A 12,259-nucleotide genomic window follows, 5' to 3' on the forward strand; every position below is an offset into this window, starting at 1 on the left:
ATCATGTCCGAATCACACTTCGATCAGCAGGCAATTGCGCTTATCGTGCCGCACGTATTCGGCACGCCGGGCCAGTTGCCGGATCAGCATCAGGCCGGCGCCGCCCACGGGCTGGTCTTCAATCGATAAATCCGGATTGGGTTCCTTGTGGACCTGGCGGTCCGCCAGCGGATTGAACGCCGGCGCTTCGTCTTCATAGCAAAAGCCCGCCGCCTGCGCGAAAATCCACACGGGACGGTCGCTGTCGCCGCCATACCCGTGCAAGACACTGTTGCGGAACAATTCCTCGAGGATCAGCTCGGCGCGCATGACGGCGTCCGGCTCCGCGCCGGCATGGCGCATCTGCGCCGCCACCAGCTCCATCACCACGGGGACGAGCGCCAGCCTGGCTTCGAAACGCGTGCCAGTTTTGCAACCACCTGCGCCGTTACTGGTTCCTTTTTGGTCCATTAGAGCATATTATCGGATTGTCTATTGCAGAGGTGAACATGAACCTAATAAAGTTGCCAAGTGTCGCGGCGATGCTGCTGGCCCTGGCCCCTTCCCTGGCTCTGGTTCAGACGTCCGCCCTGGCCGCGCCCGTTCCGGACGATGCCGCCGGCATTATCAAGACTGCCAAAGGCAGTGTAACCATAGAACGCGCCGGACGAAAGACCGCGGGCGTGGCGGGGGACGTGGTCATGGCGTCGGATCGCATTTCCACCGGCGCCGATGGCAGCGCCGGCATCACACTGCGCGATGAAACGCGGATGGCGCTGGGCCCGAACACCACGCTGGCCATGGAACATTTCGCATTCAATACCACGACCCACGAAGGCAGACTGGACGCCAGCGTGCGGCGCGGCACGCTGGCTGTCGTGTCCGGCAAAATCGCCAAGCAATCGCCCACCGCCGTGAAGTTTTCCACGCCGTCGAGCGTGCTGGGCGTGCGGGGCACGGAATTTGTCGTTGAAGTGGAAGGCAACGGCGAATGATCGGGCCGCTGATCTTCATCGCGTGCCTGGTTGCGGCCGTTGCCCAGCACAACGCCGGGCCGCGCGAACGCATCACGTTGCTGCCCAGCCAGGATGGCAAGCCCAGCGCCGTGGTGGTGGCCACGGCCAAAGGCGAAACCGTGCTGGACCAGCCATACCGCAGCGCCCAGGTGGGCGGCAATGCCTCGGTGGCGACCGTGACGGAACAGGAAAGCACCGTGCGCCAGCGCTATGGGCCGCTGCTGGCCACGTTGCCGAAAGGTGCGGCGGTCTTTACCGTGTATTTCGAGACCAATACGGAAGACCTGGTGCCGGAATCGGCCGCCCGCTTTGCGCAAATCCGCGACGAACTGGCGCAGCGGCCCGCGCCGGAAGTCATCGTCATCGGCCATACCGACCGCGTCGACAGCATGGCCTACAACGACGCGCTGTCGCTGAAGCGCGCGGAACGGGTCAGGCAATTGCTGGCCGAAGCGGGCATCCCCGCCGACAGCATCGCCGTGGCCGGACGGGGCGAGCGGGAACCGGCCGTGCAAACCGCCGACGGCAAGGCGGAACTGCGCAACCGCCGCGTGGAAATCCGCGTCCGCTAGGGCAAGGGCAGGCGCCATGCGGTACGCGGCCCTCCCTGTCCTGCTGGCCGCGTGCCTGTCCCTGGCGCTCGCTTCCCCGCCGCCGGCCGCGGCCCAGCAAACCGTCACCGTCTACGTCGACGACGCGTACCCACCCTATTCCTATGCCGTCAACGGCGTGGCCTTGGGCGTGTATCCGGCGCTGCTGTCCCGCATCTTTGCGGGCATGCCCGCCTACAAGGTCGACCTGCAACCAGTGCCGTGGAAACGGGGTTTGCGGCTGCTGGAACAGGGCGAAGGATTCGCCCTGGCGCCACCGTATTACCGGCCCGGCGAACGCCCATGGATGGATTATTCGGCGCCCATCATGGTGGAAAGCGTGGTGATCTTTTGCAATGAAGCCGTGGCCGCGCGCCTGGCCGAACCGCGCTGGCCGGACGACTATTACGGCTTGCGGATCGGCGTCAACAGTGGCTTCATCCTGGGCGGCCCCGCCTTCGAAAACGCCCGGCGGCTCGGCAAGCTGACCGTGGAAGAAGCGCGCGGCACGGATGAAAACCTGAAAAAGCTGTTACTGGGGCGCATCGACTGCTACATGAACGACCGCTACGCGATCCAGCACGCGCTGTTACGGGCCCGGTCCGAAGATGCCTACCAGCGCACGGCGCGCGTCATCGAGACCGGGGTGCTCAGCCAGGAATACGGCTACCTGGGCTTCACGCGCCAGCATCATGAACGGTGGACATACCGTACCGACTTCATCCGCCAGTTCAACCACGTGCTGGACGAATTGCGGCGCAGCGGCGAGTTGGCGCAAATTGCCGAGCGGGAGTTGCGGCGCTGACCGGACACACTCAACGGAGGACATCATGCATCGACGCCTGTTTACACTGGCCACGCTGGCCGCCGCCCTGCCCCAATCACTGTACGGCATGACGCCGGACCTGGCCGGTGCCGCGTCGGCGGCGGCCGTCATGCATGTCTCCACCTTGCTGGAACAGGATCCCGCCACCGTCATCGCGGAACTGGTGCTGGCCGAAGCCTATAAACGGCTGGGACTCGGGCTGGAAGTGCATAAATATCCGGGCGAGCGGTCGCTGGTCAGCGCCAACGATGGCTTGATGGATGGCGAACTGTACCGCAAGGTGGGCATGGAGCGCGATTACCCGAACCTGATCATCGTCCCCGTCCCGCTGCAAATGTATGAAATCGTCATCTTCACGCGCGACACCAGCTTCATCGTAAACGGCTGGGAAAGCTTGCGGCCCTTCACCATCGGCTTTGTCCGGGGCATCAAGATCGTCGAGGCGTCGACGGTCGGGATGCGTACCGAAGCCGTGCCCACCATGCAGCAAGCGCTGCAAAAAATGGCCATGGGCCGCACCGACGTGGTGGTCGGCAACCGCGCTTCCGGACTGGCCGCCGCCAGGGCGCTGAAAATGGACGATATCCGCGTACTGGCGCCGCCGCTGGCCGCGTTCCCCGTGTACCACTACGTGCACCGCAAGCATGAAGCACTGGTGCCGCGCCTGACGGCCGCGTTGCAGCAAATGCAGAAGGAAAAAGTCATGGAGCGCATCCAGCGCCAGGTGCTGGGAGAGCTGCTCAGCGCGCCGGGGAGCTGACTGCGCTACGCGGCCCCGTTCCAGCGCACCACCAGCAAGGTCAGGTCGTCCGACGGCTCCGCCGTCCCCACGTGGTGGCGCACGTCTTCGCGTACCGCCGCCACCAGCGCTTCCGGCCCGAGGCCGTGGGTTTGCGCCAGCAGCGCATCGAGGCGCTCGACGCCGTACAAGTCGCCCTGTTCGTTCATGGCTTCGGAAATGCCGTCCGTGGTCAGGCACAGGCTGTCGCCCGGCGCCAGGCTGTAGCGTTGCACCGGGTATTCGAAATCGTCCAGCACGCACAGCGGCGGCCCGTCGGCCGGCTGCATGCGCACCAATTCGCCCCCGGCCGTGACTTTGCGGGGCGCATCGTGCCCCGCGTTACACATCGTCACGTCACCCGTCTGTGCATCGAGGATGCCGGCGATGCAGGTCACGAACAGCATTTCCGGGTTTTCCCGCGCCAGTTCCCGGTTGGCGCGGTTCAGGATGGCCGCCATGTCCGGACTGGCCGACATGCCCAGCGCCACGCTTTTCGACAGCGCCTTGGCCACCACCATGAACAGGCTGGCCGGCAGGCCCTTGCCGGACACGTCGCCGATCATGAACAGCATGCGCCGCTCATCGAGCATGTAAAAGTCATACAGGTCGCCGCCCACTTCGCGTGCCGGTTCCAGCAGCGCCGCCACCGTGAAGCGCTGTTCGGATGGAAACGCCGTGGCGGGCACGGGCAGGGTCGCCATCTGGATGCGGCGCGCGGCGGACAATTCACCGGCAGCCTTGGCGGCCGATTCGCGCGCCAGTTGCAGCGCGCGGTCGCTGCGGCGCCGCTCGCTGGCTTCATGCACGAACAGGCTGGCCAGCAGCGACAGGCTGCTGGCCGTCATGCCCAGCCAGACCGTGGCCGCGTCGAACAGCATGCCGCCCTTGGAAAATGCCGCCGCACCGCCGCCGAACAGCAGCGCCGACAACGTCAGCCATGCGATCACGCCGGTCCGCAAGCTCACCCGTGGCAACAGCCAGATCAGGAACAGGCCGCACGCGGCCAGCGCGCCTGCTTCGAACCGGCGCATCGACGGCGGACGTTGCAGCCACCGTTCGTCGAACAGGCTTTCCGTCAGTTGCGCATGCACGTCGGCGCCCGGCAACAAATCGCCGCGGGCATTGGTTTGCATGTCCACCAGCCCCAGGCCCGTCAGCGCCACGATGGCGATACGGTTGGTCAGCAAGTCATCCGGCGCCTTGCCATCCATGATGTCCAGCGCCGACGCATAACGGTCGTTCGCATGGCGGCCGAAATGCACCAGCACCTCGCCGCCCGGCTGGGTCGGCACTTGCAAGTCGCCCAGCGCCACGCTGCTGACGCCCTGCGGCGACACGTTGACAGTCAAGGCGGGCAAGCCGACCGCAACCCGGATCAGTTCGATCGACAGCGACGGCAGCACGGTGCCGCCGATGGCCGCCACCAGCGGCACGCGCCGCAGCACGCCGTGTTCGGGTTCTGCCGCCAGCAAGCCCTGGCCACTGGCGGCGCCCTGCAACAGCGGCAGGCTGGCCAGCGCTTCCGGATACGTGCGCAGGAACGGCAATGGATCGCCGCCCACGGTCTCCACCGGCCACGCCCGCAAGACAGGCGTGGAACCGGGAATCGGCGTGCGCAGGCCGGCGGCGCCCAGCACCACGGGGATGCGGCGCATGGCTTGCGCCAGTTGCACATCGTGGCGCGGCATGGCCTTCAATTCGGATTTGACCGCGGCGGCGCTGTCCGGCAGCCGCTCGGCCAGTGCTTCCGGGGACGTCATGTCGGTTTCCGGCATGAAGATGTCCAGGCCGATGGCCAGCGGCTGCTGCGCCGCCATCTTGTCGAGCAGTTCGGCCAGGCGGTCGCGCGGCCACGGCCACTGGCCGTAGCGTTTCAGCGACGCTTCGTCGATGGCGACGATTTGCACCGCCGCATTCTTGCGTTCACGCGGCATGGCCTTCTGGTAGCCGTCGAACAGCGCCAGCTGCATGCCCGGCAAGGGCGCTTCCGGCAGCCACAGCAGCAGCACCATAAAGCCCAGCGCCAGCGCAATGGCGGTGGGACGGCCGCGCCGGCGCAGCCCGGCAATGAAGCGGGTCAGCAGGCGCGGCATACGGTCCTCATGGCGGGGTCAGGTCGACTTCCATGCCGTCATAGGCGGCCACCACTTCAAGCGGCGCTTCGCCCGTGATTTCCGCATAGCGGCGGGTTTCCGCCAGCACGCGGGCAATTTGCGCGTCATCGTAAATCGGTTCGTGATGGAACAGGCACAGGCGGCGCGCGCGGGCCAGTTGGCACAGTTCGACCCCCACCACGTTGCTGGAGTGGCCCCAGTCCGCCTTGACGGAAATCGCGTCCGCCAGCGAATACATGGCGTCGAAAATCACCAGGTCGGCGTCGCGGAAAAATTCCACGAACGCTTCGCGCTCCGCTTCGTTATCGAGCTTGTGCTCGGAATCGGTGCTGTAGATCAGCGTCTGGCCGCCATGTTCCAGCCGGTAGCCATAGGAATCGCCCGCATGCAGCTGCAACTTGGCCGTCACCTTCAGGCCATTGATTTCAATGGGCTCACCGGGTGTCATGTGGCGGAATTCAATGGTCGCGCCCAGCTGGTCGAACGACACGGGGAAGCTGATCGGTTCCTGCTGGCGGCGGAACGCGGTTTCCAGCTGTTCATGGCAGCCGTAAATGATGATGCGGTTGCCGGGGATGTACGCGGGCGTAAAGAACGGGAACCCCATGATGTGGTCCCAGTGCAGGTGCGACATGAAGATATGGTAGGTCTGCGGTTTCGCGGCGCCGTAGCGCGCCATTTTCGAGCCGCCCAGCGGGCGCAGGCCGCTGCCCATGTCGAGGATCACGTGTTCCGTGGTGGTGGCCTGGTCCCAGGCTTGCACTTCCACGCAGCTGGAATGGCCGCCGAACGTGCCCCGCACATCGAAGCCAAGGTCGTTGTCGACATACGACGCGATCTTGTCGCTGGTGTCGAGGTTGCGGCCGATGGCCCCTTCCAGCGCCGCCACCAGCTTGGCGCGGATCTGCTTGTGGGTCAGCGCCACCGGCAGCGACCCGCGCGCGCCCCAGATGATGGCTTTCATGCCGCCGCCAGCGCAGCCAGGGCTGCTTCACGGTCGGCAAAAATCTCGAACAGCATGTCGAAGCGGCTGATCTTGAACACTTCCAGCACCAGCGGCGACAGGCCCGCCAGCACCATGCGTCCGCCCTGCGCCTTGACTTGCTTAATCGCCAGCATCAGCGCCCGCAGGCCGATGCTGGAAATGTAGCTGACCCGCGCAAAATCGAGCACCAGCATGCCGCTGCCGGCCTTGCAGGCGCCCAGGTGCGACTCGAGGGCAGTCTTGAACGCATCCGCATGCGTGTGGTCGATGCGCCCGTCGGGTTGCAGTACGGTAGCGCCGGGAACGGCGAGTGGCTGTAGATCCATGATGACACCTGAAACGTTGGTCGAATGCAGTCATTGAATTCTAAATACGAATATTGACTGTGATCATGACAGTGTACCACCGCCGCATCATTGAATAACTTTTACACATGATTTTTAATCATTGTCAGCGTAGTCTTACAGTATCGCGCGCCACACTCTGCTACGCAGTTTATTGTAGAAATTGCATACTGGAAAAAATTATAGGGAGAGGAGACCATGTTGACTTCCGCCGCGCCTTCGCACACCGCCACTTGCCGCATTTTCGCCACATTGTCCGAGCACCTCGCGTGGCCCGACGACGCGGAACAATACCTGCGCCTGCAACTGGACCTCGCGGCGGCCCAGCCGGACGGCTTGCCGCCGCACTATGACTTGCTGGGCGGCTGGCTGAACCGCGAAGCGGAAGAAGCGCTGGCCGCCTACCGCCGCTACCAGGACGAGCGGGCCGACGGCGCGCCGCGCCGCCACTTTGCCAATGTGGCGCAAATGCGCCAGTTCCTGGTCAGCGCCGCCCCGTCCCGGCTGGCTGCCGGCGCCTCGTTGTACGGCGTGATCGGGCGCTGGGAAGACGAGGATTTCCAGCCCATGGTGGCCAGTTACCTCGATTATGCGGGCCATGGCATTCCCGCCCACAACCAGTACATCCAATATGCGGCGCTGCTGGAAGCCAATGGCGCCGTACCCGCCGATACACAGGCTGGCGCGCCATCGCACAGCGTGGAATCTGCAGCTTCGCGGCGCAGCGCCGCCGTTGAGCTGGCGCTGGCACGCCACGCCGACGTGCATCTTGCGGAACTGATCGGCTATAACCTGGCCCGCCAGCAACCGTCCGCCGCCCTGCTGGCGGCGCGCCATGAATTGAATGAACTGGGCGCCGATGCCGACGCCTTTGCGCAGCCCGGCGACGCGGCCGGCAGCGCGCCGTCCGCCCTGTTCACCTTGCGCGGCGTGATGGCGCGGGTGACCGACCCGGCCGCGTTTTACCGCCGCGTCGACAACGGCTACCGCCTGCACGCGATGGCCGGCCGCCTGGCGCTGCCGACCGCCACACCCGGCCCGCAAGCGGTGATGCCGCCGCGCGACCCGCTGGACGCACCGCCCCCGCGCACCGCCAACTACACGCCCGCGCCTTTGCGCCAGCCGGAGCGCCCGCTGATCCGGCACCAGTTCCCGGAAGACGAACACGCATGGGAAGCCATCGGCAGCGAACTGCACTTGCTGGAAGCGCGCCTGGCCAGTTCCGAAAGCAAGGAGGAAGCCATGCAAATCCTCGCGCGGCTGATGTCGCCGGGCGAACAGCATACGCCGGTGGGCTTGATGGCGGCGCGGATATTCAGTCAGTTGTTCAGGTTGTGATTACGCGAGGGCTTGCCGCTAGCGCCACCACGCCCCCGCATCCTCCCCCGCCATCACCGGCAACGCCTTTTGCGGCGCATCCGCCGACGGCAGCCGCACGGTCACGGTGGCGCCCTGGTTGGCGCCCGCGCTCATGACGGCAATCACGCCGCCGTGCATTTCAACGAGGCGCCGCACCAGGGTCAGGCCGATCCCCAGGCCGCCCTGCACCCGCTGCAAGGTCTGCTTGCCCTGCACGAAGACCTTGAATACGTGCGGCAGCAAGTCCGGCGTAATGCCGACGCCTTCGTCGCGCACTGACATGACGGCTTCGTCGCCCTCCTGACGCACCGTGATGGCAATGCGGGTGCCGGGCGGGCTGTATTTGACGGCGTTGTCGAGGATGTTGTCGATCACCTGCGCCAGCCGCGTGCCGTCGCCCAGTACCACGGAAGGGGCCAGCGTGCATTCCACGTGGTGGGTTTTCAGCTTGCCGCTCGATTGCGCCATGTCCACGCAACTGCGCACCGCTTCGCCCAGGTCCATGCGCTGGCGGTTCAGCGCCAGCTTGCCCATCAGTGCACGGTTCACTTCCAGCAGGTCGTCGACCAGCGACCGCAAATGCGCGGACTGGCGGCGCAGCACGTCGCGCGCACGGGCCGACGCTTCGGCCGGCATGCCGGGCAGGCACGCGTGGTCCAGCACCGCCACCGCGCTGGTAATGGCGCCCAGCGGGTTGCGCAGCTCGTGGCCCAGCATGGCGAGGAATTCATCCTTGGCCGCGTTTTGTTCTTCGGCATGGGTACGGGCTGCGCGTTCCCGCTCCAGCAATTCATTGCGCTCCCGTTCCGCCTGCGCGCGCGATTCCATTTCCTGCCGCAGGCGCGCGTCCGCTTCGCGGATCGCTTCATTCAGCGCTTCCATTTCCCCGATATTCGACTTGCGCAACACGGCCACGGCCGATTCGCGGCCCAGGGCGCGCGCCGCCCGCGACGCGTTCGAGACAAACCGCACCAGCCGCTTGCCGGTATGGACACCCAGCCCGACGGCGGCGGCAATCGCCAGCAGGAAGCCCGCCACGGCAACCGACATGCCCCGCAGCACGGCGGCGTTAATTTCCGCCACCGGCGCGCCTACGATCACGGCCCAATCCGACAAGGCCGAATGCACGAAGTAGCCATGAATGTCGGTGCCGTCCACCGACTTGTGGCGCAGGCTGCCGGACGGCGCCGCGCGGATCGCCATCATCACGTCGGCCGGCACGGGATTACCGGTTTTCGCCTCGCCGGAATCGCGCCGTGAAATCATCGTCCCTTTGCCATCGATGACCCAGACCGGCCAGGAATCGGGAATCACCCGGCCGGCATAGGTGCGGGTGAAGTACGACGGCGTGAACGCCTGCGACAACACGTAGCGCCGGCCCGACGGGGTCGTCACCGGCTGCTCCACGGTCACGAAATGCTGTTGCAGCGCGGGGCCCCACTTGACGCTGGAAACCAGCCCCTTGTCCGACGCGATCATGCTTTTGAGGACGCCCACGTCCGGCCTGCGGGGCAATCGGTCGCCATAGGCCAGCCGGGTGTTGGCCAGTTGCTGGCCCTCCTCGTCGTACAGGATCATCCATGCGCCCTGGCCGGCGTTGGCGGCCAGCGCTTCGCGGTAGAAACGGGCATAGTCGCCGCTGTCGAGGGACTGCGAATACGCCAGCGCGCGCAGCACGGACTGGGCTCGGCGGATTTCCGCGTCGAGTTCCTGGCGCGCCGAACGGGCGCTTTCCTCGATATGGCGCATCGCCACGGCGCGTTGCGACGTCAGCAGCATATCCAGCGCAATGCTGAAAAACACGGCGACCGGACACACGATGCAGAACGCCAGCAGCCAGTAATGTGTTCGTAGTTTCATCGCCGCGGGATGGATGCAGAAGGCTCATTTTACCGCTTGTTGCTGGTAAAGCAAGATCGCTGTGGCGCGAATTCCCACATTATGCAGTCGCCGGGCCGGCAGGCAGTCGCGCGGCAAGCCGGGACGTTGCCGTCGGGACTAGCCGCATGGCCTTCACCAACGTGCATGCGCAGGGCTACGCCCCCCGCGGTTCCGCAGGCAAAGTGCTATGCTGGCGTGAACAACCTCGGGGGAAAACCATGTCCATCACTGAGAACCTGTTCAAACTGAAGGAAAACGGCACCGACGTCCGGACGGAAATCGTGGCCGGCATCACGACCTTCCTCACCATGGCATACATTATCTTCGTCAACCCCGCCATCCTGGGCGATGCGGGGATGCCGAAGGAAGCGGTATTCGTCGCCACCTGCCTGGCCGCCGCGATGGGCACCACCATCATGGCGCTGTACGCGAACTACCCGATCGGCATGGCGCCCGGCATGGGCCTGAACGCATATTTCGCCTATGCGGTGGTGCTGGGCATGCACGTACCGTGGCAATCGGCGCTGGGAGCCGTGTTCATTTCCGGCTGCCTGTTCATCATTGTCAGCCTGCTGGGCTTGCGGGGCATGATCGTCAATGGCATTCCCCATTCGCTGCGCACCGCCATCACCGTCGGGCTGGGGCTGTTCCTGGGGCTGATCGCGCTGAAAAGCGCGGGCATCGTGACGGCCAATCCCGCCACCATGGTATCGGCCGGCGACTTGCACAAGCCGCCCGCGCTGATGGCGATCTTTGGCTTCATGCTGATCGTGGCGCTGGACCGGCTCAAGGTCAAGGGCGCGATCCTGATCGGCATCGTCGTGGTGACCTTGCTGAGCTTTATCTTTGGCGGCAACAAGTTCAACGGGCTGGTGTCGGCGCCGCCGTCGCTCGACCCCACGTTCCTGAAACTCGATATCGGCGGCGCGCTGTCGGTCGGCATCGTCAACGTGGTGCTGGTGTTCTTCCTGGTCGAACTGTTCGATGCGACCGGCACATTGATGGGCGTGGCCAACCGCGCCGGCTTGCTGGTCCCCGGCAAAATGGAACGCCTGAACAAGGCGCTGCTGGCCGACAGCGGCGCGATCGTTGCCGGTTCGCTGCTGGGCACGTCCAGCACCACGGCCTACGTGGAAAGCGCGGCGGGCGTGCAGGCGGGCGGGCGCACCGGGCTGACGGCGCTGACGGTGGCGATCCTGTTCCTCGCGTGCCTGTTCATTTCCCCGCTGGCCGGCGTGGTGCCCGCCTATGCGACGGCGCCCGCACTGCTGTTCGTGTCGTGCCTGATGCTGCGCGACCTGGCCGACCTGGAATGGGGCGAAACCACGGAAAGCATTCCGGCAGCGATTACCGCCATGCTGATCCCGTTCACGTACTCGATCGCGCACGGCATCGCGTTCGGCTTCATCACCTATGCGATATTGAAACTGGCGACGGGCCGCGCGCGGGAAGTCAAACCCGTGGTGTGGGTGATCGCCGTCGTGTTCGCGTTCAAGTACGCGTACCTGCCGGGGTGATTCAGGCGGCGGCCGGCATCGCCATCGCCGCCGGCCGCGCGAATTCGCGGATCGCCAATATCCCCACCACGTTATGCAGCCGCATGCGGCACAAGGTCAGCGCGTCGTCCTCCTGCGCCGCCAGCCGCATCCACACATCCATCCCCTGCTCCGCCGGCGCAATGCGCATGCCGTCGAGGGTAATGCCGGTGCGGCGAATGATCGCCAGTGCATTTTCCAGCGTGGACAGGGCCGCCTCCGTCTCGATGGCGAAGCGCAGCGTTTTCTGGTGGGGTAAGGTCGGTGTGTTCATGCAGACAGTATGCGCGTCCCGCTTGGGAATAGGCATCCAAAGATTACCTCAATTCTATTAGAATGAAGAATAATCACCTTCATTTTTAATATTTCATGGATGATCATTCTTATCCCAGCCATCTCGACGAAACCGACCGCCGCATCCTGCGCGCGCTGCGGCGCGACGGGCGGCTGTCCAATACCAAACTGGCCGAACAGGTCGGCCTGTCCACCACGCCGTGCTGGAACCGCGTGCGGGCGCTGGAGGAATCCGGCGTCATCGAAGGCTATGCGGCGCTGCTGAACCAGAAGGCGCTGGGCTTGCCGGACACCGTGATCATCGAAGTCACGCTGGAGCGGCACGACGACGACATGCTGGAGAAATTCGGCAAGGCGCTGGCGGAATTGCCGGAAGTGATGGAAGCGTACCTGCTGACGGGCGAATACGATTACCTGATCAAGGTGGCCGTGGCCGGAACGGCCGGCTATGAGGAATTCCTGCGCCGCAAACTGTATAAATTGCCGGGCTTGCGCCACAGCCGGTCGACCTTTGTGCTGCGCTGCATGAAGCGGGCGCACTCCGTCGAACCGTGA

The 12,259-nt window shown here is 65.1% G+C and carries 13 protein-coding genes; 7 read left to right on the forward strand and 6 right to left on the reverse strand.

The annotated features are described in order from the left end of the window. Positions 1–12: 12 nt before the first annotated feature. A complete protein-coding gene (locus tag GJ700_RS17975) occupies positions 13–450 on the reverse strand; it encodes an ATP-binding protein (RefSeq protein WP_154376355.1) in 438 nt (145 codons plus the stop codon). A gap of 38 nt (positions 451–488) precedes the next feature. On the opposite strand from GJ700_RS17975, the gene GJ700_RS17980 reads away from it, so the two are divergent. From GJ700_RS17980 to GJ700_RS17995, 4 genes are read left to right on the forward strand one after another with little or no spacing between them, the layout of a single operon-like run. Beyond that, positions 489–974, forward strand: a complete 486-nt coding sequence (locus GJ700_RS17980; RefSeq protein ID WP_229507081.1) for a FecR family protein — start codon at positions 489–491, stop codon at positions 972–974. Continuing rightward, the gene (locus tag GJ700_RS17985) at positions 971–1,567 is read left to right on the forward strand and encodes an OmpA family protein (RefSeq protein WP_154376357.1); all 597 of its coding nucleotides are present in this window, start codon (positions 971–973) and stop codon (positions 1,565–1,567) included. Before GJ700_RS17980 ends, GJ700_RS17985 begins: the two co-directional genes overlap by 4 nt. A gap of 16 nt (positions 1,568–1,583) precedes the next feature. Then, positions 1,584–2,390, forward strand: coding sequence for a substrate-binding periplasmic protein (locus tag GJ700_RS17990; protein WP_154376359.1), 807 nt, complete (start codon positions 1,584–1,586; stop codon positions 2,388–2,390). Positions 2,391–2,415: 25 nt separating this feature from the next. Continuing rightward, a complete protein-coding gene (locus GJ700_RS17995; protein WP_229507082.1) occupies positions 2,416–3,171 on the forward strand; it encodes a substrate-binding periplasmic protein in 756 nt (251 codons plus the stop codon). Positions 3,172–3,176: 5 nt separating this feature from the next. On the opposite strand, the gene GJ700_RS18000 is transcribed toward GJ700_RS17995, so the two are convergent. Genes GJ700_RS18000 through GJ700_RS18010 form a run of 3 tightly spaced genes read right to left on the reverse strand, consistent with a single transcriptional unit; the run spans position 3,177 to position 6,617 of the window. Further along, positions 3,177–5,285 carry a SpoIIE family protein phosphatase gene (locus GJ700_RS18000; protein WP_154376361.1) on the reverse strand — a complete coding sequence of 703 codons (2,109 nt, stop codon included), beginning with the start codon at positions 5,283–5,285 and terminating at the stop codon, positions 3,177–3,179. Positions 5,286–5,292: 7 nt separating this feature from the next. Next, positions 5,293–6,270: an MBL fold metallo-hydrolase gene (locus GJ700_RS18005; RefSeq protein WP_154376363.1), complete on the reverse strand. Its 978-nt coding sequence runs from the start codon at positions 6,268–6,270 to the stop codon at positions 5,293–5,295. Beyond that, entirely contained in the window at positions 6,267–6,617 is a 351-nt protein-coding gene (locus tag GJ700_RS18010; RefSeq protein ID WP_154376364.1) for an STAS domain-containing protein, read from the reverse strand. The genes GJ700_RS18005 and GJ700_RS18010 overlap by 4 nt, the downstream gene beginning before the upstream one ends. Positions 6,618–6,833: 216 nt before the next feature. On the opposite strand from GJ700_RS18010, the gene GJ700_RS18015 reads away from it, so the two are divergent. After that, positions 6,834–7,973 (forward strand): hypothetical protein, encoded by a 1,140-nt coding sequence (locus tag GJ700_RS18015; RefSeq protein ID WP_154376366.1) that lies wholly within the window; start codon positions 6,834–6,836, stop codon positions 7,971–7,973. 18 nt (positions 7,974–7,991) lie between these two features. On the opposite strand, the gene GJ700_RS18020 is transcribed toward GJ700_RS18015, so the two are convergent. Beyond that, the gene (locus tag GJ700_RS18020) at positions 7,992–9,854 is read right to left on the reverse strand and encodes a sensor histidine kinase (protein WP_154376368.1); all 1,863 of its coding nucleotides are present in this window, start codon (positions 9,852–9,854) and stop codon (positions 7,992–7,994) included. A 239-nt stretch (positions 9,855–10,093) separates the two neighbouring features. On the opposite strand from GJ700_RS18020, the gene GJ700_RS18025 reads away from it, so the two are divergent. After that, positions 10,094–11,392 (forward strand): NCS2 family permease, encoded by a 1,299-nt coding sequence (locus GJ700_RS18025; RefSeq protein WP_195763928.1) that lies wholly within the window; start codon positions 10,094–10,096, stop codon positions 11,390–11,392. 1 nt (position 11,393) lies between these two features. On the opposite strand, the gene GJ700_RS18030 is transcribed toward GJ700_RS18025, so the two are convergent. Continuing rightward, a complete protein-coding gene (locus tag GJ700_RS18030) occupies positions 11,394–11,684 on the reverse strand; it encodes a hypothetical protein (RefSeq protein ID WP_154376372.1) in 291 nt (96 codons plus the stop codon). A gap of 95 nt (positions 11,685–11,779) precedes the next feature. On the opposite strand from GJ700_RS18030, the gene GJ700_RS18035 reads away from it, so the two are divergent. Further along, the gene (locus GJ700_RS18035; RefSeq protein ID WP_154376374.1) at positions 11,780–12,259 is read left to right on the forward strand and encodes an Lrp/AsnC family transcriptional regulator; all 480 of its coding nucleotides are present in this window, start codon (positions 11,780–11,782) and stop codon (positions 12,257–12,259) included.

Origin of the sequence: Pseudoduganella rivuli (assembly GCF_009674485.1) — a bacterium.
GTDB lineage: Bacteria > Pseudomonadota > Gammaproteobacteria > Burkholderiales > Burkholderiaceae_D > Rugamonas > Rugamonas rivuli_B.